This is a genomic window from Geobacillus thermocatenulatus (genome assembly GCF_002217655.1).
GTDB classification, from domain to species: Bacteria; Bacillota; Bacilli; order Bacillales; family Anoxybacillaceae; genus Geobacillus; species Geobacillus thermocatenulatus.
Genome location: NZ_NEWK01000001.1, coordinates 900,508 through 922,963, shown reverse-complemented (window position 1 = coordinate 922,963; position 22,456 = coordinate 900,508). Strand labels below are relative to the sequence as shown.

The following is a 22,456-nucleotide window of genomic DNA, read 5'->3' as shown; positions in this document are numbered from 1 at the left end:
ATCAAGTCCATTTTTCATTGCCGCTCATCACCGCCCCACGCGATAGCCAAGCCACGCCAGCCACACGCCACACAAATACGTAGCCGCCAAATAAACGATCACCTTCGCCCATTGGCGCTGCTGCATCATTTGCACGCTTTCCCATTTTAACGTCGAAAACGTCGTGAACGCCCCCATAAAGCCGGTGCCGGCAAGCAGCTTTGCGGCATCGACGGCGCCGCTTCCGGCGAGCCAGCCGAGCCAAAAGGACCCCAGCAAGTTGACAATGAGCGTTCCTATGGGAAAACACGGCGAACCCCGAGCCGCCCAGCGGCTGACGGCATAACGGCAGATGGCGCCGAAAAAACCGCCCATCATCACCAATAGCGGTGCGATCATCTTGCCATTTCCTCCTTTCGTCTTGGATGGGCGGCGGCATATCCCGCCCATGCGGCGGCTAGACCGCCAAACAGACTGGCAGCGATATACACGGCCGCCATGCCAAAGCGCCCTTGTTCCATCCATTCCACACATTCGACGCTGAGCGTCGAAAACGTCGTATACGAACCGATGAACCCGGTCGTCGCCGCCGTTTTCAGCCACGTCGGCCAAGACGGGCGGCGGTTGAACACCACTGTAATCCAGCTGAGCAAAAACGAGCCTGTCCAGTTCACCAAAAGCGTTCCGAGCGGAACCCCTCCCAACCAGACAACGGGCACGACAAGACCAACGACATAGCGGACAAGCGCGCCGATCATGCCGGCTGCGCCGACAGCGAGATAGATCAATCAGAACCCCTCCTTCCAAAAATGAACAGACTCCTGCCGCATCCATCTGCAGCAGGAGTCATCAGCCGGAAGCCGGCGGTTATGGCGAACTCCATCGCCTATTCGATTGGCATCGCCTTTATTTTACCATATATCCCCTCCCGATGGGAAGCAGATTCAACGGCTTGGTCGGAACCCGTGTTGTTCGAATAGTTGGAGCGCCTGTTCGCTCGTCAAATAATCATACAACTCCCGCGCCTCCTTGAGATGTTTGCTCGTCTTGACAACACCAAGCGGATAGACGATGGGGTCGTGCATGCCGCTTGGCACGGCGGCGGCGATCTTGACGTTGTCCGACACGAGCGCGTCCGTCCGGTACACAAACCCGGCGTCGACGTTGCCGGTTTCCACGTACGTCAGCACTTGACGAACGTCTTTCGCGTAAACAAGCTTCGCTTTCACCTGCTCCCACAGTCCCGCCTTTTCGAGCGTTTGTTTGGCGTACATGCCAGCCGGCACCGACTCGGGGATGCCGATCGCCACTCGTTTGGCGCGGGTGAGGCCATCGAGCGACTGAATCGCCCCTTCTCCTTGTTTCGGAACGATGAGCACCAGCTCGTTGGCGAGCACGGTGTTTTCGTGTTTGGAATCGATCAGCCCTTCCTTTTTCAGTTCCTCAAATGGCTCGGCAGCCGCGGAGAAAAAGAGATCGACCGGCGCCCCTTCGGAAATTTGTTTTTGCAAGGCGCCCGACGCGCCAAAATTATATTGGATGCGGATGTTCGGGTGCTTTCGTTCAAACGCTGTTTTCGCTTCTGCCAACGCTTCCTGCAGGCTGGCGGCGGCGGAGATGGTGAGCTCCACTTTGTCCGCCGATTTCGTTTGCCCAGCCCCCTCTTTCGAACCGCTGTCGCAGCCATACAAGCCGAACAACAAGACCACCGCGACAAGCCATGCCATTTTTCGCATCTACATCCCCCTTATCCTCATTCAGAGTTTTATATGTAATGATATCTAATTATAAATAATGATAATTAGTTAGAAAAGAAAAATTTTTTCACATCGCTCTCTTTGCGCTACAATGAAAGAAAGGAGGATGGCATGATGACGGAGCCGCGGTCATACACGATTGAAGAAATCGCTTCCTTATTAAAAGTGTCCAAACTGACGGTGTACGATTTAGTGAAAAAAGGGAAGCTGTCCGTCTTTCGCGTCGGGCGGCAAATGCGGATCACCGCGGATGATCTTCGTCGGTACATCGACGGGCAAAAAGGGGAGGCAAGCACCGTTTTTTCCACCGTTTCACGGCCGACCGAAACCGCCTTTCGCCCCATCATCATCAGCGGTCAAGATATGGCGCTCGATTTGCTTGGCGTCCATCTCGAGAAAGGCGGTCCTTATCAATCGCTTCGCACCTATACGAGCAGCCTCAACGGATTGATCGCTCTATACAAAGGGCAATGTGACATCGTCAGCGTGCATTTGTTTGACGGGCAAACGGGTGAGTACAACCGTCCCTATGTTGAAAAGCTGTTGACAGGCCATGCGTACATCATGGTGAACTTGATGCGCAGGCCAATCGGATTTTACGTGCCAAAAGGCAATCCGCGCGGCATCCAAACGTGGAGCGACTTAGGAAGGAGCGACGTCGTGATCGTCAACCGGGAAAAAGGAGCGGGGGCGCGTGTGCTCTTGGATGAACAGCTGCGCCTGCATGGACTGTCACCGTCCGCTATTCGCGGCTATGAGCGCGAGGAGACAAGCCATTTGAGCGTCGCCTCCGCGGTGGCGGCCGGTCTCGCTGATGTCGGCATCGGCACGGAAAAAGTGGCGCGAATGGCCGGCGTCGAGTTCATTCCGCTGATGAACGAACAGTATGATGTCGTCATGCTGCAGACGCCGGAGAATGAATCGCTCATCGCTTCCGTGCTGGACGTGCTCCGCTCCGACTCGTTCCGCGCCGAACTCGAGGCGCTCGGCGGGTACGATGTGTCGCAAACCGGGCGCATTATGGCTGAGCGCGGCTGACAGGACACCCGCCTCTGTTGGCATCCTTCGTTTTCTGAATCCGTTTTAAGACGGCCTCTCACGAAAAAAGCTGTTCCAAAAGCGAATCGCTTTCGGAACAGCTTTTCGTTTTACCCGCGCAGCACCGCGCCAAATTGTTTCTCGACTGCGGCGAGCACCCGCTCGTGGACGGCGGCGACTTCTTCATCCGTGAGCGTCCGCTCCGGATCGTAGTAGCGGAGCGAGAAGGCGAGCGATTTTTTCCCGTCCGGCAGGCGGTCGCCTTTGTAGACGTCAAAGAGGGAGACGTCTTTGACAAGCGGTTTCCCGGCTTCTTCGATCGCTTGCTTGAGGGCGCCGGCTTCGACGTTTTCGTCGACGACCAAGGCGATGTCGCGCACGACGGACGGGAAGCGCGGAATCGGCTCATAGCGGATCGCTTCGCTTTCGGCGTTCAACAGATCAGTTAAAGCGAGCTCAAACACGTATGTTTCTTTTAAATCGTACTCTTTTTGCACGGCCGGATGGAGCTGGCCGACAAAGCCAATCACCTTGCCGTCAAGCGCGATATCCGCCGTCCGTCCGGGATGCAAATCGGCGCGCTTGGCCGGCTTGTATTGGATGCGGGCGGCAAGTCCAAGCAAGTCAAACAGGCCATCCAAAATCCCTTTGGCAACGTAAAAATCAACGGCCTTTTTCTCTCCTTGCCATAAATGGGCGTGCCATAAGCCGGTGAGAACGCCAGCGAGACGCTCTTTTTCCGCCGGTTGGACGCCTTCTCCTTTGGACAAGTAGACAGAGCCGATTTCGTACAAGGCGATGTTTTCGACTTGACGGGCGCGGTTGTAGCTCGCCGCTTCAAGCAGATGCGGAATCAAGCTTTGCCGCAAAACGCTCCGCTCTTCGCTCATCGGCAGCGCCAAGCGGACCAATTCGGCCGTCTCGAGCGCAAAGCGCGCCGCTTTGTCCGGGCTCGTGAGCGAATACGTGATGGCCTGGAACAAGCCGGCCCCTTCCAAATAGCGGCGGACGCGGCGGCGCTTCGCCTGCTGCGGCGTGAGGCCGCCCGGTTTCGCCTCCGCCACCGGCAGCGTCGCCGGCAGGCGATCGTAGCCATACAGGCGCGCCACTTCCTCGATGATGTCTTCTTCAATCGCAATGTCACGTCGGCGCGACGGGACGCGGATCGTGAACATTCCATTGTTTTCCGCAAACGGAAATTGCAAGTTTGACAAAATCGCGGCCGCTTCCTCTTTCGTGATCGCCGTGCCGAGCACGCTGTTGATGCGTTCGAGCGTGACCGCCACCGCCACCGGCTCCTCACGCCACACGCTCGCTTCCACGACGCCGCCGACGACCTCGCCGCCGGCGTATTCCGCCATCAGCGCCGCGGCGCGATCGAGCGCTTCTTTCGTCCGCGCTGGATCGATCCCTTTTTCAAACCGGGTGCTCGCCTCGCTGCGCAGCCCGTGGTCTTTCACTGCTTGGCGGATGACCGGGCTTGTAAAGTACGCCGCTTCAATGAACACGGTTTTTGTATCATCGCGCACTTCTGAATTCGCCCCGCCCATCACGCCGGCTAAGGCGACCGGCTCGCGGCCATTCGTGATGACTAGGTGGTCTTCCGTCAGCTTCCGCTCGACATCATCAAGGGTGATGATCGTTTCGCCCGCTTTTGCACGGCGGACGACAATCTCCTTCGAACCGAGGCGGTCGTAGTCAAACGCGTGCAGCGGCTGGCCATACTCAAGCAAAATGTAGTTCGTAATGTCGACGACGTTGTTGTGCGGGCGAATGCCGGCCGCCATCAAGCGCGCTTGCATCCAAAGCGGCGACGGGCCGATCCGGACGTTTTTCACGATCCGCCCGGCGTACAGCGGGTTGTCTTCCGGCGCCTCAACGCGCACCGAAATATAGTCGTGAACGTTTTCGTTCGTTTCTTTGACCGCCGCTTCCGGCAGTTTGACATCGCGGCCGAGAATGGCGGCGACTTCATAGGCGACGCCGATCATGCTTAAACAGTCGGCACGGTTGGGCGTTAGCGAGAGCTCGAGCACTTCATCGTGCAAGCCGAGCCATTCCAACGCATCAGCGCCGATCGGCGCATCGCTCGGGAAGACGAAAATGCCGTCCGCATATTCTTTCGGCACAACTTTCGCCTCGACGCCAAGCTCTTGGAGCGAACAAATCATGCCGTTCGATTCTTCGCCGCGCAATTTTGCCCGTTTGATTTTGAAATGGCCCGGCAGCACCGCCCCGACTTTCGCCACAGCGACTTTTTGCCCTTTGGCGACGTTCGGCGCGCCGCAAATGATTTGCACCGGCTCGCCTTCGCCAATGTCAACGACGCATTTCCGCAGTTTATCGGCGTTCGGATGCGGCTCGCATTCGAGCACATGACCGATGACGACGCCCTTCATCCCGCAGTCGAGCGCCTCAACCCGCTCGACTTCAATGCCGCTTTTCGTGATGCGGTCAGCGAGTTCCGCAGCGGTGACGCCTGTCAAATCGACGTACTCGCTCAGCCAACGGTAAGACACGAGCATGGAAAACCCCTCCTTTTTCTGTTACACACGCAAAAATTGCCGCAAGAAACGTAGATCGTTTTGATAGAAATGACGGATGTCATCGATGCCGTATTTCAGCATCGCGATCCGCTCCGGCCCCATGCCGAACGCAAAGCCGGTGTACGTTTTCGAGTCAAAGCCGGCCATCTCGAGCACGTTCGGATGCACCATGCCGGCGCCTAAAATTTCGATCCAGCCGGTGCCTTTGCAGACGCCACAGCCCCGCCCTTCACAGCGGAAGCAGGAAACATCGACTTCGACCGACGGCTCGGTGAACGGGAAAAAGCTCGGACGGAAGCGGATGTCGCGCCCTTCCCCGAACAGCTTGCGGGCGAATTCGCGCAGCGTCCCCTTCAAATCGCTCATCCGGATGTTCCGGTCCACGACCAGTCCTTCAATTTGCGTAAATTGGTGCGAATGCGTCGCATCGTCCGTGTCGCGGCGGTACACTTTGCCCGGGCAAATGATTTTCACCGGGCCGCGCCCGCGGTGTTTCTCCATCGTCCGCGCCTGCATCGGCGACGTATGGGTGCGAAGCAAAATCTCCTCCGTGATGTAAAACGAATCTTGCATATCGCGGGCCGGATGGCCTTTCGGCAAGTTGAGCGCCTCAAAGTTGTAATAGTCGGTCTCGACTTCCGGCCCTTCGGCGACCGTATAGCCCATGCCGATAAACAAATCTTCAATTTCCTCGATGACGCGCGTCAGCGGATGGGGATTGCCGAGTTTCACCGGACGTCCCGGCAGCGTCACATCGATCGCTTCGGCGGCCAGCTTCCGCTCGACTTCCTCTTGTTCCAGTTTCGTTTGTTTCGCCTCGAGCGCCTGCTGGATCGCCTCTCTCACTTCATTGGCCAGCGCGCCGAGTTTCGGGCGCTCTTCCGGCGGCAGCGCCCCCATGCCGCGCAGCACTTCGGTGATCGGCCCTTTTTTGCCCAAGTAGGCGACGCGCACGTCATTCAGTGCTTTGACGTCTTTCGCCTCATCGATTCGGCGAAGCGCTTCTTGTTTCAGCTCGTACAGCCGTTCTTTCACTTGAGTCCCTCCTCTATCCAAAATAAAAAACCCGCCCCCGGTAAGGGACGAGTTGTTGCTCGCGGTACCACCCTTGTTAACAGCACAAATGTGCTGTTCGCTTCATTGCGATAACGGCCGAAAGCCGGAACACCTTTACATCCCCTTTTGGGATGGTCCCGGTGCCAACTCGGGAGGTGAACTTCACTTGCGTCGGCCATAAAAACGCTCCCAGTCTACGGCGTTTTCTCCCTGGATGGCGACAAGCAAGCTACTTTTCTCCGTCATCGTTGTTGTCCGTATGGGAAATTTCGCTATCCATTATACGCAAATAGGCAGGCAAAGGCAAGGGCAGGTGGAAATTTCTTTGCGCAGCTCATCGATTTCCGCTTCCTGCTCAATCGAACGGATGACAAGGCGCTCCATAATCTTTTCCTGCCGCACTTGCCCTTCCTTGAGCGCCGCAACATCTTTTTTTACTCCAAACATGTCCTTTTTCATGGCAACCATATCTTTTTTCATCGCGTCCATATCCCGTTTCATCGTATCGACATCGTTTTGGATGCGGTCCACTTTGTCTTCGAGTTGTTTCACACTTTCTTGCAGCTTGGCGATGTCCATGCGCATTTGTTCAATGTAGGCTCCTCGAGCATCAAGAGGCTCAAGCACCGCGTTCAACAATGCCCGCAGTTCGTCATCCATCCGTCTCCGTCCCCCTTGTCCGATTCATTTTCTTTTCTATTTACCGCACCGCCTGCAAGGAATAAAGCAAAATTCCGGCCGCAACGGCGACGTTCAGCGACTCGGCTTGGCCATAAATCGGGATGTACACGTTCTCGGTCGTGAGACCCAGCAGTTCGGGACGGATGCCGCTTCCTTCATTGCCGACGAGCAAAGCGAACGAAGACGATAGCGGAACGGTGCGGTAATCGACGGCTTTCTCCAAGGCGGTGCCGTACACCGGAATGCCCTGCTCCTTGAAACGCGCGATCCATTGCGCCAAATCGCCATTGACAACCGGAAGATGAAACAGCGACCCTTGCGTCGCCCGCACGACCTTCGGATTGTACAAATCGGCGCATCCTTCGCCAAGGATGACAGCATCGATCCCAGCCGCATCGGCGGTGCGAATCATCGTTCCAAGATTGCCCGGGTCTTGCACCGCGTCAATGAGCAAAGCGGTCTTCACCCCTTCCAATTCGGCCGGCAGCTTTCGGCACACCGCGGCGATGCCTTGCGGCGTCTCCGTGCTGCTGATCGTCTTCATCACCGCTTCGGTCACGATCACAACCGGGACGCTGGCGTCCCAGCCGGGCGGGATGGCTGTCCGCTCGTCCACAATTAACTCAACAAGCGGCGCGTTGCTTTTTATCGCCTCTTCGACGAGATGGAATCCTTCAAGCAAAAACAATCCGGTCTCATCGCGCCCTTTTTTGGTCAGCAGCTTTTTCCATTGTTTGACGCGCGCATTTTTCGGCGATTCGATCCGTTTCACCGTTTCGTCCCCCAATGTTTGGCGATAAACTCGTCGCGTCCGGACGCGGCGCGGTCTTGCTTGTAATGCTCCGGATTTTTCTTATGGTAGTTTTGATGATACTCTTCCGCCGGGTAAAACGTCGTCGCCGGCAAAATTTTCGTCACAATCGGCTTGGAGAAGCGCCCGCTTTCCTCGAGCGCCCGCTTTGACTGTTCGGCGAGCTGGCGCTGTCTTTCGTTATGGTAAAAAATCGCCGTCCGGTATTGCGGCCCGCGGTCGTGAAACTGGCCGCCGTCATCGGTCGGATCGATTTGGCACCAATACAGCTCCAACAGCCGCTCATACGGAAAGACGTCCGGGTCAAACGTGATTTGCACCGCTTCGTAATGGCCGGTCGTGCCGGTTTTCACTTGCTCGTATGTCGGGTTTTCGACATGCCCGCCCGTATAGCCGGAGACGATGCCGTAAATGCCGTCAAGTTCCTCAAACGGCGTCACCATGCACCAAAAGCAGCCGCCGGCGAATGTCGCTTTTTCCATTGTGTCGTCACCTCATGCGTCAAGTTTCTTCCTTTGATTATATGATTATAGCAAAATGTGTGCCGTTGTCATCTTTCACGACCAAAGCCAAGTTCCTTCACAAAGCCAGGCTCATTCCGTTCCGCACGCCGGCCGCTCATGTTACTGAGTCAAGCCGTTGTTTCATTTCGTCAAGCAAACGGTCAAACAGCGGGATATAGTGTGTACGGATGCGTTCGTAAATGTCCATCGCCGTTTCTTCGTCATACGTATGGGACGTCCGGTTGCGGTCTTCGAGCATGCGAAGCCATGTCTCTCCGTCTTGAATCACCCCTTCCCGAAACGCCTCGCGAATCGTTTTCCTCGGACTCGTCACTTCGGCGTATCCCTGATGCTCCAAGTAAAGCTTCATCCATTTCCATGCTAGTTCATACGTGAATTCAAAACGTTGAATGGTCGCATCGACAACAAGGTCATCCGTTTTGGCGTCTCTTGCGGCGCTTTGCCGGAGTTTGGAGAGCGCCCGTTCGAAATCATAAAATCGATCCATCAGCCGGCTCATGGTGACCATCACCTTCCCGTGCTCGTTCGTTTGAAAAATCGTCTTTCCTTCTTGGTCAATATTCATTTTTAGCTGTTCGTTGTGAATTTGATTGTAATCAACAACATCGATCGGATAAATGATCGGAAGTTCATCCAAGTCCGATTGCAAGAGGTGCAGCGGGCCTCCCAGTTTTCGAAATTTGATCGCCAAATCGATATCCGATCCTTCCTTGTAATCGCCTCGTGCTCTTGAGCCGAACAAAATGACTTTTTCAATGACATCAGCATAACGGGAAAATAGATGGAGCAGTTGGCGAAATACCGTTCGTTCCAATCCATAGAGCGGTTTCTCGTCCATCGTCGCCATCACTCATTTCGGTCTAGTTTTTCCTCTATTATACCATATACGAGAGCCGCTCCATGTATAAATCCGCCGCCATTGGCAAACGATAACGGTGTACAATACGGCCAACGAGGTGAGACAAATGGATTTGAACTTGCGGAAAGCCATTATGCACAACGTCGCCAACAACTCGAAAGAACAGCTCGAAAATACAATCGAGGACGCGATCCAGCGTGGCGAGGAAAAATATTTGCCCGGCCTCGGCGTCCTCTTTGAAGCCATTTGGACGCACGCCAATGAACAGCAAAAAGACATGATGCTCACCACGCTCGAGCAGGCAGTTAAACAGTAACAAAGAGGGTGTCCCAAAAGGATCGGGACACCCTTTCTTATCACCGTTATAGGCATAAAACAATCATTAAGAAACAATATGTTGTGTTTTGTTAAGGAAAATGACCCTTTTGAGTCAGCCACTTTTTATTCGTCAAACGTCAGTTGTTTCACTTTGTCGGCGTCAAGCCGTTTGATCACTTCGACAAGCAGCTTGACCGTGTTTTCATAATCGTCGCGATGCAAAATGGCGGCGTGCGAGTGGATGTAGCGCGTCGGGATGGCGATTGTCAGCGACGGAACACCGCTGCCCGTTAAATGAATCGCTCCCGCATCCGTGCCGCCGCCCGGCATGGCATCAAAATGGTACGGAATGTTCAGCTCTTCCGCCACTTCGATGACAAATTCGCGCAATCCGCGGTGCGACACCATCGTCGCGTCGTACAAGACGATGTGCGGGCCGGCTCCGAGTTTGCCCATCGCTTCTTTTTCCGATACGCCCGGCGTGTCGCCGGCAATGCCGACATCCACCGCAAAGGCGATGTCCGGCTGAATGAATTGGGCGGCCGTGCGCGCACCGCGCAAGCCGACTTCCTCTTGCACCGTGCCGACGCCGTATACGGTGTTCGGGTGGTCGACGCCTTTTAACTGCTTGAGCACATCGATGGCGACCGCGCAGCCGATCCGGTTGTCCCATGCTTTCGCGAGCAGCATTTTTTCATTGTTCAATACCGTAAATTCAAAATACGGGACGATCATATCGCCCGGGCGTACGCCCCACTCCATCGCTTCCTCGCGGCTTGTCGCGCCGATGTCGATGAACATGTCTTTGATGTCGACCGGTTTTTTGCGCGCCTCCGGCGGCAGAATGTGCGGCGGCTTCGAACCGATGACGCCGGTGATGTCGCCTTTTTTCGTCACGATCGTCACGCGCTGGGCGAGCATCACTTGGCTCCACCAGCCGCCGAGCGTTTGGAAGCGGATGAATCCTTTATCGTCGATTTGCGTCACCATAAAACCGACTTCATCCAAATGACCGGCGATCATCACTTTCGGCCCGCCCGATTTCCCTTCTTTTTTGGCGATCAAGCTGCCGAGGCCGTCGGTTGTCACTTCGTCCGCATATGGGGCTATGTATGTCTTCATCACGTCGCGCGCTTCCCGTTCATTGCCCGGGACGCCTTTCGCATCGGTCAGCGCTTTCAGCATCGTCAACGTTTCGTCCAACTTCGCCATCTTGGCACCCCTTTCTGTTTTTGTCCATTTTTTATTATACTTGAAAAGACTGGCGGTTGGCAAAATTCAATCATTCGATTCCCGAAAAAAATTAATACCGTTCGTTTTGCCGCTTGTGGTTCACTTCGTTTTTCCGCCGATACGCCGCGGTGATCTCCTGTGGAGAAAAACCAAGCACCGAGCCAAGGCGCAAATATTCCGTAAACAGCGCATCATATTCCCCTCGCGCTCTCGTCTCCCCGAACCGTTCGGCGGTGCGAAAGACGGCAAGAAACTGTTCAACAGGCAGCCGCTCAACGGGCGGAACCTCTCCCTGTTCATAGAAAAATCCGCACTCCAGCCCGAGCGAAAGCAAAAAGTGCAAGCCGTCGACGTATTCCTCCAGCACCCGTTCCGCCGGCGCGGGCGGTTTGATGCTCCAAAATTTAAAACAGCGCGTCTCATTGGCCAGCTCCCCGAGTTCGACGAGAAACGCAAGCATTTTCCGATCGAACAAGTCCTCATGCATAAGGCCATGCTCTGTTTCAATCCGCTCATCCAACATGCGCTGCATATCGTAAAGCAAAGGCCAATTCATTCTCTCCTCCCCTTTCTACCTCATCCATCGCCAATAGAGAAACAGCTCCACCGCTGCCAACAGCGGCAAACCATAGCGAAAAGCCCGATGGCGCGTTTTATGGCGAAACGTGTACATCCCAGCTGCACCGCCGATGGCCCCGCCTGCCAGCGCCAGCAGCCAAAGCGTCCGCTCGGCAATGCGAAAGCGTCGGCGTTTCGCTTTGTGTTTGTCAAGCCCCATCGTCAACTACCCCCACTTCGCTCACGCTTGAAGTGAGGGCTTGCAACTCCCCAGAAGTGCGAGCGGACTTCGTCCTCCTTCCTTGACTTGGGGTTGCATCAGGGGCAGGTTGACAGCTGCCCAACGACGCAGGTCATGCCTGCATCGTTACCGATTCTCTCGGTGTGTCTGTTGGCAGTACTTGGCTTCCACACACAACAGACGGACCTACGCTCGATGTTTGACGGTTACAACGTTTCCTGCAACCAACTCCATCCATCGAGCAGCCGTTATTGGAGTGCCTTGATTGAACGGTTTTCTCCACGCCTTTATTCTATCATACACAAAAGAAAGGGGAAACGCGCATTCCTCTCCCACTTCCTCCCTTTGGTCGTTGAAGTGGGGAAGGCTCCTGCGCGAAATAGGATGAAAAAGGCAAGAAGATTGATCGCTATTCCGTATTGTACCATATCCATCCCTTTCCTTGAGAGAAAAACAGCAGCGCTGATCGTCTTTCAAGCCCCCCATTTCGTTGCCGAAAAAAAAACGGCCACCCTTTGCCAGGATGGCCGTCATGGTTACTTATTCAAGTTCGCTTTCGCCAAATCGGCGAGTTGGGCAAACGCCGCTTGGTCGTTGACCGCCAAGTCGGCGAGCATTTTCCGGTTGACTTCGACGCCGGCCAATTTCAAGCCGTGCATCAAACGGCTGTACGACAGGCCGTTTTGGCGGGCCGCCGCATTGATGCGGGCGATCCACAGTTTGCGGAAATCGCGCTTCCGTTGACGGCGGTCGCGATACGCATACATGAGCGATTTCATCACTTGCTGGTTCGCAACTCTATATAACGCGTGTTTCGCGCCGAAATAGCCTTTCGCAAGCTTCAATACTTTTTTGCGACGTCTGCGCGTCACTGGTCCACCTTTTACGCGTGGCATAATCGTTCCCTCCTATAGTTGGTCGTTATTTCAAGTTGTCGAGCATTTGGCGAATGCGTTTGAAATCGCCAGGCGAAACGAGCGTCGCTTTGCGCAACTGGCGTTTTTGTTTTTTCGTTTTATTGGCAAACAAGTGGCTCGTATAGGCATGGCCGCGTTTCAATTTGCCGCTCGCCGTCTTTTTGAACCGTTTCGCCGAGCCGCGGTGAGTTTTCATTTTTGGCATCACAGTTTCCTCCTTACTTGTTGTCGTTTTTCGGTGCGAGCACGAGAAACATGTTGCGCCCGTCCATTTTCGGCGCCGTTTCGACGACCGCGATGTCGGCGCACGCTTCCGAGAAGCGGTCAAGGACGCGCTGCCCGATTTCTTTATGGGTGATCGCCCGTCCTTTGAAGCGGATCGTCGCTTTCACTTTATCGCCTTTTTCCAAAAACTTGCGCGCGTTGCGCAGTTTCGTGTTGAAGTCATGCTCCTCGATCGTTGGGCTGAGGCGCACTTCTTTCACATTGATGACCTTTTGCTTTTTGCGCGCTTCTTTTTCTTTCTTCTGCTGCTCGAAGCGGAATTTGCCGTAGTCCATGATGCGGCAAACGGGCGGTTTGGCGTTCGGCGCGACAAGCACAAGATCCAAGTTGCGTCTTGCCGCAATCTCAAGCGCTTCCTGCTTCGACTTGATGCCAAGCTGTTCGCCGTTTTGGTCGATCAAGCGCACTTCACGGGCACGAATTTGTTCATTGATAATAAAATCTTTGCTAATATTGAGCCACCTCCAAGGTTTTTTCCGACTGGCTTGTTTGCCGGCAGAGCCCGCTCTCAACGAAAAAGCGCAGATGCACAAAGCACCCGCGCAGTACGTCCTTACACTCGCATTGACGAACCGTAACAACCTGCCAACAGCCGTCTTGGCGTCGGTCAGGTGAGAAGCGGGCGCTTCTGCTTTTGTTACAAACAAGCCATCATTCCACTTTATACACTATACCACCTTGGCGATGGCATGTCAAGGAGCGGCTCTTGATAAACACAACGTTCTTTATTATAATGGATCCTCAATTCGTTGGCAAGAGAAAATTTCCGCTTGTTCACAACAACGCGCCCCAGCCCCCGCCTAGGCGCGAAAAAAGCGGTCCGAAACGCATCGGACCGCCATAGGCCGTTCCTTATTTCGCTCGTTTTTCCCGCACGTCTCCCGCCAACAAGACGGCAAATTCGTCAAGCCCCATCGTCCGGCTTTCTTTTTCGCCATAGCGGCGGACGTTGACCGCTCGCTCAGACACTTCTTTATCGCCGACAACGAGCATGTACGGGATTTTTTGCATTTGCGCTTCGCGGATTTTGTAGCCGATTTTTTCGTCGCGCTCGTCGACTTCGACGCGGAAGCCGTTTTCTTTTAACGTCCGCTGCACGTCATACGCGTAATCGAGGTGCGCCTCCGGCGACACCGGGATCACTTTCACCTGCACCGGGGCGAGCCATGTCGGGAACGCGCCTTTGTATTCTTCGATCAAGAACGCGACAAACCGCTCCATCGTCGAGACGACGCCGCGGTGGATGACGACCGGGCGATGCGGCTTTCCGTCTTCGCCGATGTACGTGAGGTCAAAGCGCTCGGGCAACAGGAAGTCAAGCTGCACCGTTGAGAGCGTTTCGTCTTTGCCAAGCGCCGTGCGCACTTGCACATCGAGCTTCGGCCCGTAAAACGCCGCTTCCCCTTCCGCTTCGTAGTAGTCGAGGCCGAGCTCGTCCATCGCTTCGCGAAGCATGCGCTGCGCTTTTTCCCACATTTCATCATCGTCGTAATATTTTTCTTTGTCATGCGGATCGCGGTATGACAAGCGGAACGAGTATTCCTCAATGCCGAAGTCCTTATAAACTTCCAAAATCAAGTTCACGACGCGTTTGAACTCGTCTTTGATTTGATCCGGACGCACGAAAATATGGGCGTCGTTGAGCGTCATGCCGCGGACGCGCTGCAAGCCGGTGAGCGCGCCCGACATTTCATAGCGGTGCATCGTGCCAAGTTCCGCGATGCGGATCGGCAGCTCGCGGTAGCTGTGCAGCTTGCTTTTGTAAATCATCATATGGTGCGGGCAGTTCATCGGACGCAGCACAAGCTGTTCATTGTCCATTTCCATCGGCGGAAACATGTTTTCTTTGTAATGATCCCAATGGCCCGATGTTTTGTACAGCTCGACGCTGCCGAGCACCGGCGTGTAGACATGATCGTACCCGAGCGCCACTTCTTTGTCGACGATGTACCGTTCAATGATGCGGCGGATCGTCGCTCCTTTCGGCAGCCAAAGCGGCAAGCCTTGCCCGACTTTTTGTGACGTCGTAAACAGCTCAAGCTCTTTGCCGAGCTTCCGGTGGTCGCGCTCCTTTGCCTCTTCGAGAAGATGCAGATAGCGCTCCAAATCTTCCTTCTTGAAAAACGCCGTCCCGTAAATGCGTTGCAGCATTTTGTTGCTGCTGTCGCCGCGCCAGTAGGCCCCCGAGATGCTGAGCAGCTTGAACTCTTTGATTTTTCCAGTCGACGGCACGTGCACACCGCGGCAAAGGTCGAAAAACTCCCCTTGCTCATAAATCGAAATCGGCTCGCCTTCTGGAATATCGGCGATCAACTCGAGCTTCAACTCATCGCCGATTTCTTCATACAGCCGAACCGCTTCTTCCCGGCTCACTTCTTTGCGGACGATGTCCAAATTTTCTTTGACAATCTTGCGCATTTCCGCTTCGATTTTCGGGAGATCGTCTGGCGTCAGCTTATGCTCCATGTCGATATCATAGTAAAAGCCGTTTTCAATGACCGGACCGACGCCGAGCTTGACGTTGCCATACCCATACAGCCGTTTGATCGCCTGCGCCATTAAATGGGCGGTGCTATGGCGCAAAATGTCAAGCGCCTCCGGCATGTCTTGGGTGATGATGACAAGCTCGCCATCTTCGTAAAGCGGCGTGCGCAAATCAACGAACCGGCCGTTCCATTTTCCGGCGATCGCTTTTTTCTTCAGCCCTGGGCTGATCGAGGCCGCGATGTCTTCCGTCGTCGTCCCTTTCGGAAACTCCTTTTCCGCCCCATCTGGGAACGTGATGCGAATGACGTCTGGCATCGGCAAATCACTCCTTTGTCATGATGATGAGAATGGAAAAATAAAAAAACTCCTCCCTCCTAAAGGGACGAGTTTTCGTCGTGGTTCCACCCTTCTTCCCATGGCAGCGCCTCGCCATGCCATGGCTCAACAAGAATAACGGCCGTCGACCGGCGGCAACTACTGGGCGTTGCGTTCGCTGCCGCAGCTCTGAGGGGGTAAGCACATTTTTCGTGTTAGGAAGGTTCCAGCCGCTGCCTTCCCTCTCTGGAAACCGTAAAAATGCGCCCATGTCCTCGTCATCGCTTGTATTCATCCATATTCATGACGACATTATAGCGAAAACAGCAGGAAAAATCAAGCTTCTCCCCCATTTCCAGCGTTGGCGGCAAACAAGCGGGAAAAATCGGCGCGGCGGCAGACGGTCAGCCGTTCTTGAAACACGTTTTGCAGTGTCTGCACCATGCCGTCATCCGGATGATCGGTGTACAGCTCAATTTCCGCCGGAGCAAGCGAGACAAGCGGAGCGAGCACCGATGCATCAATATACATCGGCTGGCTGAAGACGAGATGGCGGTCGATCAACTGTCTCACTTCCGCCGCCGACAGCTCCCGCCGCTCGCTGTCGTAAAATACGAAGTGCGGCGGATCGTGCACCAAATACAGGCGCGGCCATTGCGGCGTCCGGCCAGCCAGGCAGTCGCGCAGCATTTGTACAAAATTTTGGTACTCTTGCTCCAGCTTGTATTCATCAATCGCCAGCTCGACATAATGGTGGAGGCGCTCCATATACGGCTTTAACCGGAACATAACAAAGGAAGAAAACGAAAATGATAAGCCGTCGCGCAAAAAGGAGGCAAAAGCGTCGCGCAACATCACGGTGCGCGAGGCGGCAAACGCCGCGCTCTTCCGGTAATCGCGCCGCTCGCCGTCCAAAAACGAATGAGCGAGGGCCAAAATTTGCTGCTGTTCTTCGACGTCGCGGAAATAAAAAACATTGGCAATGATGGATAGCAGCAGCCGGTCTTCCATCACCTCCTGCATAAACGCCGTCATCGCTGGGATGATATGCTCCTCAAGCACACGCTTTTCCTCGCCCTGTATGTAAACCGCCACGGTTTTGTTCCCGTCATAAGCGGCATGAAACAGCGGACCGTCATCCGGTTGCCGGTGATCTAGCAGCCCAGCCAATTTTTCCGCCTCGCTTGCCTCGTCAAAATGGATTTCGATCACCCGCTGTCCCCCCCTTAACCCGAAAGGAATGCTTGGTTTATATATATGGGGACAACGGGCTGTTTAGACTAAAAAACCACAAAGCTTAGCGGCGTTCATTGTTTGAGGAGAGGGTGCCCCAAAAGGATCGGGACACCTTTTCTTATTATCGTATACAGGCATAAAACAAAAACAATGATGTTGTATTTTGTTTAAGGAAAATTACCCTTTTGGGTCAGCCCCAGTCGGCAAACGAACCGCTTGCCGACTACGGCAGAAAAGCTAGAAACAGAACCTGCTCAACTAGTTTTTATGGGTTAATCAACATGCCTGTGCAAACGGCAACGTTTCAAATCGCCTTTATATATTTTGCTCGCGGCGGTTCGGTCCGGTGATTTCAATCGGATAAGCCAAATAGCGGATTCGCTCCATAATGCGCGCCGCCTTCACCTTCTCTTCTTCGCCGCGCTGCGAATACGTCAAATGATGGGCGAGCTGCTGCATGTCAAAATTCGAGGTGAAAAACGTCGGCAAGTTTTCAAACATCCGGTATTGCAAGATCGGGCCAAACACATCATCGCGCACCCAGCTTGACATCGCCTCCGCCCCAAGGTCATCGAGCATCAGCACCGGCACTTTTTTGATATAATCAAGCTTTTCGTTCATCGTCTGGTCTTGAAGCGAATGTTTCATCTCACGAAACAGCTCGGGCACGTAGACGATCAGCGACGGGACGTTTCGCTTCGCCAGCTCGTTGGCGATCGCGGCGAGCAAATACGTTTTGCCCACCCCAAACGATCCGTGCAAATACAAGCCTTTCATTTTTTTCCCTGGCTCGTATTCCGCCACAAACCGCTCGGCAAACTGGATGGCTTTGATCCGCCCATTGTCGTTGAGATCGACGTCAGAGAGCGAAGCACGCAAGATTTCGCGCGGCATGAACATGCTTTGAATGAGCGACTCTTGTCGTTTTCGCTCGTCATGCTGCACTTTTTTTGGGCAGCGGTCGTACTCAACGTCGATCCTTCCACCGTTGACCACCAAATTTGGATGGTACCCCGGCAGCATGTTGTTGCATCGTTCAAGGCCCGGACATTGGCGGCAATTGCCGTGCTGCTCGATGAATTCATACAGCTTCATCAAGCTGCGGTCCACCGCATCGGCCGACAATTGCCGTTCGTGCGCCCGCAAAAACAGCTGCACGTCCGGATGCTCCAAAATGTAGCGTTTCATTTGTTCGTAGCGTTGTTTAAACCGTTGATTGCCAAGCAACCGCTGCAACAGGTGGTTTACTCGTTCCATGGCTTTTCCCTCTATGATTCATCACGGTATTTTTTCAGCCGTTCCTCAAGCTCTTTGCGCGCCTGTTCGACGTCAAAATCATCATCATCCGGCTGGCTGTAATCCATGTTCAGCCAGTCCGGGACGATTTCCGTGCGCACGACTTTGCGCACCGTCCGCGTCCCTTTTTCCTTTTCGTTCGCCCAGTTTTGGTATGTTTTCGCCTCTTCTTTCGCCAGTTCCATTGCTTCCTTCACGGTTTTCACCTTTTTGCGCGCCCAATGGCTGGCGATTTTTTCTACGTATTTTTTCGACAGCTTCATATTCGTTCGAAGCATGACATAATAAATGAGCACGTTGACAACTCCGGGGAGCAGCTGCTGCTTAAACATCACATCTTCGATCAGCTGCAAATCAGCCAGCGACGGCTCAGCGCCGCCTGAGATTTCCTTGAGCAGTTGGCGTGGGGAAATCGTTTCCAGCTGTTTCATTAGTTGCTCCTCTTTTGTGCGCGGTTCGATGTTTTCCATCATCCGGTAGGCGAGCGGCTGCACTCGTTCGACGAGGCGCGGCTCGACACCGCCATGTTCGAGCTCATACCATTCGCGCGCCGCCCGGCGCAACGCGTCAATATCGATATGATAGGCCGGATCGATGACACCAAGGACCAGTTTTTGCATCTCAAGCGGCGGAATGCCGTATAAAAACGCCAGCTTTTTAATCGCTTCCTTCACTTTCGCTGTCACCGCCCGGCGCGGCACAAGCTGCTTGGACAGGCCGGCAAAAAACAGCTCAAAGTCGAATACATCATCATCGAGCACATACGACGCCTCATCCCGCCTGATGTGATTCTTCCCTTCAAGCAGCTCGGGCCCGGCTTCTTCGCTGAGGCCGGCGACAATTTGTTCAGCGGGCACGGCCGAAAACACGTCGGAAAACGACCGCGTCACCTGGGTGAATTTCGTTTCATCAATGGACGGACGGGCAAAAAAGTTGCTCAGCTGAATAAACAAATGGCGGCCGACTTGCCGGCGCAAAAAGACGCTCAACATTTCATCGCGGAAAAACTGGTCTGGCGCCAGCGGCGGACGCAGCTCATAAAGAAACAGCTTCGGTTCATCCGCCTCTTTAGCGTGGACGTATGTGTTGAGCAGCCCGATTCCTTCGAGTTTCAACCGTTCGCTGTAAATGTCCGGCAGTCCGCACTGCATGAGCGCCATAAGCCGATGATGGGTCGCTTCCTGGCCATCAAGCAGCTCAAGCTCCCCCCAAAGCGTGATATAAAGCGCCAACGCCCGGCAACCGATGAGCGGCTGGTAAAGCAGCGTCAGCACTTTACGGTCCACCTCTTGCAACACCCCACGGCTTTGCACGGTATAACGGTCGACAGCAATCAGCTCTTTCCAATGGTGTTGCATCGCTCCGACCTTCCATTCCGCCGTATTCGTTTCAAACCGGCTCTCCCCTTTCCTGCCGAAAAGACGTTGAAAAAAGGGCTTGCCGCCTAACGCCAAAGCCCTTTTTACCGTTGCCCTTTTTTGATCAGCTCTTTCAGTTCTTCAATAAACACATTAATATCTTTAAACTGCCGATAGACGGAAGCGAAGCGGACATAGGCGACCTCATCGATGTGTGACAGGCGCTCCATCACCATTTCGCCGATCGTTTCGCTTTTCACTTCCGAGACGCCTTGATTGCGCAGTTCGCGCTCAATGTCCTGCGTCACTTTTTCAAGCTCCTCGAGCGCCACTGGCCGCTTCTCGCACGCTTTGATCAAGCCGCGCAAAATTTTCTCCCGGCTGAATTCTTCGCGCGTTCCCTCTTTTTTCACAACAATCAGCGGCGGCTCCTCGATCCGCTCAAACGTCGTAAACCGATAATGGCACTGTTCGCACTCCCGCCGGCGGCGGATCGAACGACCCTCTTCAACCGGGCGCGAGTCAAGCACGCGCGTGCCTTGATGATGGCATGAAGGACATCGCATAACATCCACTCCGTTGATCTTCTTATTTTCTATCATACCGGAATGGACGAAAGGAGACAAGATATAGTTAGCTGTTCAGTCCGGAACCGATATAGGGCAGACGGGCGTCGAGCTTCCGATACAAATCAAGAATGACCGCCCGGCTATACCCAAAATCAAACGGCAATAGCTTCGTCTCCGTCGTCGCGGAAAAGTCGACCGCCGTTTCAAACGGCCGCACGGAAATGACGGTAGCGACGATGAACAACTTTTTGCCGCGCCTTGTTTGCGCACAAATTTCACCGCGCTCTTCGGAAACAGAAACGAGCTCGGCGCCAGGCAGCGACGAGAGCAGCTCCTTGACCGCATCGATGACGGCGCGGTTTGTCGCTTTGTAATAATGGCTTCTTAGCTCTTCATCTTCATGATTTTCCCGCGTTTCACAATGGTTTGTGAAGGCGTATTTGAGTGTTTTCCACATGCTCATGGACACGTCTCCCTAGTCATTCTTTTTCTTCCATCATACCATGATTTTCGCCGCTGTTGCACCGCCGAGGACGCAAAAAAAGGAGCGTTTCGCTTACGCTCCTTTCGGTTTATCATGATCCCATTTACAGTGCCTGCGCCTTTTTCACTTCGATTGGGCGCATGCCGCGCGGAAGTTCAATCGTTTCCCTCGTTTGCGCGCCCAGCATTTCGGCAATGTAATCGGCCGCAATCGTCGGGTCTAAATGGCCGCATGTATACACATCAATGCTCGCATAGCCGTGTTCGGGAAACGTGTGAATCGTCAAATGCGATTCCGAAATAATGACGACCCCGCTTACGCCTTGCGGAGCGAATTTATGGAACGCCACTTCGCGAATCTCCGCTCCCGACTTTAACGCGGCGTCAACGAACGTTTTTTCAATAAAATCAATATCATTCAGTTTGTCAAAGTCGCATCCCCAAAGTTCCGAGATAACGTGACGACCCATCGTGTCCATGAAAAGAATCCCCCTTTAACCAATTTTCTCAAACAAATAAAAAAACAGAAGGTGAGTTGCAAAATGGCATGTATAACTACCACGGGGGAAAGTTAGTCCTAAGAGGTCCTAACCCTTTAAGTAGTCACATTACCCTTGCCGTTAAGAAGTTCACGAGACATAGTATACTTTGTTTAGGGGGTTTTTGCAACAGACTTTTTAATTTTTTTGCATAAAAAAGAGAAAAAGCGCCACGCCCGCACCGTGGCCCGATCCGTTTGTGCGGATCGCAAAAGCCATAGCGCAGGCGGCGCGCTTCACATCGAACCGCTGTTACGCATTGACGCTGAGACGCTCAATCATTTTGGCCGCGACAAGATGGGCTAAATCAACGACGCGGCACGAATAGCCCCATTCATTGTCATACCAAGCAAGCACTTTCACTTTTCGCCCTTCCATCACCATCGTCGACAGGCCGTCGATAATCGCAGAATGCGGATTCGTATTGAAATCGATCGAGACAAGCGGCTCCATCGTGAAATCCAAGATGCCTTTCAATGGGCCGTTGGCAGCGCGGATAAGCGCCTCGTTCACCTCATCAACCGTCACATCGCGCTTCAAGTCGACGACCAAGTCGACAAGCGAGACGTTCGGCGTCGGGACGCGGAGCGCCATGCCATGAAGCTTCCCTTTTAAATGCGGCAGCACCAACCCGAGCGCCTTCGCCGCTCCCGTTGTCGTCGGGATGATCGACTGCGCGCATGAGCGGGCGCGGCGCAAATCTTTATGCGGGTTGTCGATGTTTTTTTGGTCGTTCGTATACGCGTGAACCGTCGTCATCAGGCCGTTTTCAATCCCAAACGCTTCATCGAGCACTTTGACGACCGGAGCCAAACAGTTTGTCGTACACGAGGCGTTCGAAATGATGAAATGGCGGTCGATGTCAAGCATATGCTCGTTGACGCCAACAACGATCGTCACATCTTCATTTTTGCCCGGGGCGGTTAAAATGACGCGCTTCGCCCCTGCCTCAAGGTGAAGGCTCGCCTTTTCACGATCGTTGAATTTTCCGGTCGCTTCAATCACCATATCGATATCAAGCTCTTTCCACGGCAGCTGTTTCGGGTCGCGCGAGTTTAACAGCCTCACTTTTTTGCCGTTGACGAGCAGGCCGTCTTCCAAGGCGATGACCTCACCGTCAAATTTGCCGTGGTTTGAGTCATATTTCACTAAATGGGCTAACGTTTCCGGCGGATAGCTGGCGTTCACCGCCACAATGTCGAGATCAGGGGAATTGATGGCGCGCCGGAACACCATCCGTCCGATTCGTCCGAAACCGTTAATCGCCACTTTCGCCTTCATTCGCTTTGTTCTCCTCTCATATATGTTATACTATTTTCTTATATTTGTATAAATAGTATATCATATTTTTAGGAAATGTGGAGAACAAA

General features: G+C 54.0%; 25 protein-coding genes, 1 riboswitch and 2 other annotated features. Of the genes, 2 read left to right on the top strand and 23 right to left on the bottom strand.

The annotated features are described in order from the left end of the window. Positions 1-27: 27 nt before the first annotated feature. From crcB to modA, 3 genes are all read right to left on the bottom strand, one after another. A complete protein-coding gene (gene crcB / locus B9L19_RS04690; RefSeq protein ID WP_047752682.1) occupies positions 28-378 on the bottom strand; it encodes a fluoride efflux transporter CrcB in 351 nt (116 codons plus the stop codon). Next, positions 375-767 carry a fluoride efflux transporter FluC gene (locus tag B9L19_RS04685; RefSeq protein WP_025949446.1) on the bottom strand — a complete coding sequence of 131 codons (393 nt, stop codon included), beginning with the start codon at positions 765-767 and terminating at the stop codon, positions 375-377. The genes crcB and B9L19_RS04685 overlap by 4 nt, the downstream gene beginning before the upstream one ends. A gap of 45 nt (positions 768-812) precedes the next feature. Further along, a riboswitch (Fluoride riboswitch) is annotated at positions 813-875 on the bottom strand. A 48-nt stretch (positions 876-923) separates the two neighbouring features. Then, positions 924-1,715: a molybdate ABC transporter substrate-binding protein gene (gene modA, locus B9L19_RS04680; RefSeq protein WP_025949447.1), complete on the bottom strand. Its 792-nt coding sequence runs from the start codon at positions 1,713-1,715 to the stop codon at positions 924-926. A gap of 135 nt (positions 1,716-1,850) precedes the next feature. On the opposite strand from modA, the gene B9L19_RS04675 reads away from it, so the two are divergent. Further along, positions 1,851-2,774, top strand: a complete 924-nt coding sequence (locus tag B9L19_RS04675) for a substrate-binding domain-containing protein (protein WP_089113865.1) — start codon at positions 1,851-1,853, stop codon at positions 2,772-2,774. A gap of 110 nt (positions 2,775-2,884) precedes the next feature. On the opposite strand, the gene pheT is transcribed toward B9L19_RS04675, so the two are convergent. The 6 genes from pheT to B9L19_RS04640 all read right to left on the bottom strand — a co-directional run bounded on the left by pheT (position 2,885) and on the right by B9L19_RS04640 (position 9,230). After that, positions 2,885-5,299, bottom strand: coding sequence for a phenylalanine--tRNA ligase subunit beta (gene pheT / locus B9L19_RS04670; RefSeq protein WP_047752680.1), 2,415 nt, complete (start codon positions 5,297-5,299; stop codon positions 2,885-2,887). A 21-nt stretch (positions 5,300-5,320) separates the two neighbouring features. Then, positions 5,321-6,355 carry a phenylalanine--tRNA ligase subunit alpha gene (gene pheS, locus B9L19_RS04665; protein WP_047752679.1) on the bottom strand — a complete coding sequence of 345 codons (1,035 nt, stop codon included), beginning with the start codon at positions 6,353-6,355 and terminating at the stop codon, positions 5,321-5,323. Positions 6,356-6,395: 40 nt separating this feature from the next. Beyond that, positions 6,396-6,631 (bottom strand) — a binding site (T-box leader). Between the two features lie 24 nt (positions 6,632-6,655). Continuing rightward, positions 6,656-7,036, bottom strand: a complete 381-nt coding sequence (locus tag B9L19_RS04660; protein WP_047752678.1) for a hypothetical protein — start codon at positions 7,034-7,036, stop codon at positions 6,656-6,658. 40 nt (positions 7,037-7,076) lie between these two features. Next, positions 7,077-7,829 (bottom strand): TrmH family RNA methyltransferase, encoded by a 753-nt coding sequence (locus B9L19_RS04655; protein WP_025949452.1) that lies wholly within the window; start codon positions 7,827-7,829, stop codon positions 7,077-7,079. Beyond that, the gene (gene msrA / locus B9L19_RS04650; RefSeq protein ID WP_025949453.1) at positions 7,826-8,350 is read right to left on the bottom strand and encodes a peptide-methionine (S)-S-oxide reductase MsrA; all 525 of its coding nucleotides are present in this window, start codon (positions 8,348-8,350) and stop codon (positions 7,826-7,828) included. Before msrA ends, B9L19_RS04655 begins: the two co-directional genes overlap by 4 nt. 136 nt (positions 8,351-8,486) lie before the next feature. Further along, a complete protein-coding gene (locus tag B9L19_RS04640) occupies positions 8,487-9,230 on the bottom strand; it encodes an HI0074 family nucleotidyltransferase substrate-binding subunit (RefSeq protein WP_047752689.1) in 744 nt (247 codons plus the stop codon). 127 nt (positions 9,231-9,357) lie between these two features. Between B9L19_RS04640 and sspI the strand changes: the two genes are divergently transcribed. Continuing rightward, entirely contained in the window at positions 9,358-9,567 is a 210-nt protein-coding gene (sspI, locus tag B9L19_RS04635; protein ID WP_015375579.1) for a small acid-soluble spore protein SspI, read from the top strand. 125 nt (positions 9,568-9,692) lie between these two features. On the opposite strand, the gene B9L19_RS04630 is transcribed toward sspI, so the two are convergent. From B9L19_RS04630 to B9L19_RS04560, 14 genes are all read right to left on the bottom strand, one after another. Further along, a complete protein-coding gene (locus tag B9L19_RS04630; RefSeq protein WP_025949455.1) occupies positions 9,693-10,781 on the bottom strand; it encodes a M42 family metallopeptidase in 1,089 nt (362 codons plus the stop codon). A gap of 91 nt (positions 10,782-10,872) precedes the next feature. After that, positions 10,873-11,358, bottom strand: a complete 486-nt coding sequence (locus B9L19_RS04625; RefSeq protein WP_025949456.1) for a dUTP diphosphatase — start codon at positions 11,356-11,358, stop codon at positions 10,873-10,875. A gap of 15 nt (positions 11,359-11,373) precedes the next feature. Continuing rightward, complete coding sequence (locus B9L19_RS04620; protein ID WP_025949457.1) at positions 11,374-11,580, bottom strand: DUF1294 domain-containing protein; 207 nt, start codon at positions 11,578-11,580, stop codon at positions 11,374-11,376. A gap of 557 nt (positions 11,581-12,137) precedes the next feature. Then, positions 12,138-12,497, bottom strand: coding sequence for a 50S ribosomal protein L20 (rplT, locus tag B9L19_RS04610; protein WP_011887944.1), 360 nt, complete (start codon positions 12,495-12,497; stop codon positions 12,138-12,140). Between the two features lie 25 nt (positions 12,498-12,522). Continuing rightward, positions 12,523-12,723, bottom strand: coding sequence for a 50S ribosomal protein L35 (gene rpmI, locus B9L19_RS04605; RefSeq protein WP_025949458.1), 201 nt, complete (start codon positions 12,721-12,723; stop codon positions 12,523-12,525). A 13-nt stretch (positions 12,724-12,736) separates the two neighbouring features. Beyond that, positions 12,737-13,315 carry a translation initiation factor IF-3 gene (infC, locus tag B9L19_RS04600; protein WP_082131171.1) on the bottom strand — a complete coding sequence of 193 codons (579 nt, stop codon included), beginning with the start codon at positions 13,313-13,315 and terminating at the stop codon, positions 12,737-12,739. Then, positions 13,311-13,443: a sequence feature (ribosomal protein L20 leader region), on the bottom strand. (Overlaps the previous gene by 5 nt.) Before the next feature lie 212 nt (positions 13,444-13,655). Further along, positions 13,656-15,605, bottom strand: a complete 1,950-nt coding sequence (thrS, locus tag B9L19_RS04595) for a threonine--tRNA ligase (RefSeq protein WP_025949459.1) — start codon at positions 15,603-15,605, stop codon at positions 13,656-13,658. Between the two features lie 336 nt (positions 15,606-15,941). Beyond that, entirely contained in the window at positions 15,942-16,817 is an 876-nt protein-coding gene (ytxC, locus tag B9L19_RS04590) for a putative sporulation protein YtxC (RefSeq protein ID WP_025949460.1), read from the bottom strand. Positions 16,818-17,156: 339 nt separating this feature from the next. Further along, positions 17,157-18,098: a primosomal protein DnaI gene (gene dnaI / locus B9L19_RS04585; RefSeq protein WP_047752673.1), complete on the bottom strand. Its 942-nt coding sequence runs from the start codon at positions 18,096-18,098 to the stop codon at positions 17,157-17,159. A gap of 11 nt (positions 18,099-18,109) precedes the next feature. Further along, the gene (locus tag B9L19_RS04580) at positions 18,110-19,495 is read right to left on the bottom strand and encodes a replication initiation and membrane attachment family protein (RefSeq protein ID WP_047752676.1); all 1,386 of its coding nucleotides are present in this window, start codon (positions 19,493-19,495) and stop codon (positions 18,110-18,112) included. Positions 19,496-19,599: 104 nt separating this feature from the next. Continuing rightward, positions 19,600-20,061 carry a transcriptional regulator NrdR gene (nrdR, locus tag B9L19_RS04575; protein ID WP_025949463.1) on the bottom strand — a complete coding sequence of 154 codons (462 nt, stop codon included), beginning with the start codon at positions 20,059-20,061 and terminating at the stop codon, positions 19,600-19,602. Positions 20,062-20,128: 67 nt separating this feature from the next. After that, the gene (locus tag B9L19_RS04570; RefSeq protein WP_025949464.1) at positions 20,129-20,527 is read right to left on the bottom strand and encodes an aminotransferase class IV; all 399 of its coding nucleotides are present in this window, start codon (positions 20,525-20,527) and stop codon (positions 20,129-20,131) included. Between the two features lie 124 nt (positions 20,528-20,651). Beyond that, positions 20,652-21,026 (bottom strand): adenosylmethionine decarboxylase, encoded by a 375-nt coding sequence (speD, locus tag B9L19_RS04565; RefSeq protein WP_011232199.1) that lies wholly within the window; start codon positions 21,024-21,026, stop codon positions 20,652-20,654. Between the two features lie 312 nt (positions 21,027-21,338). Then, positions 21,339-22,367 (bottom strand): glyceraldehyde-3-phosphate dehydrogenase, encoded by a 1,029-nt coding sequence (locus tag B9L19_RS04560; RefSeq protein ID WP_025949465.1) that lies wholly within the window; start codon positions 22,365-22,367, stop codon positions 21,339-21,341. Positions 22,368-22,456 lie beyond the last annotated feature (89 nt).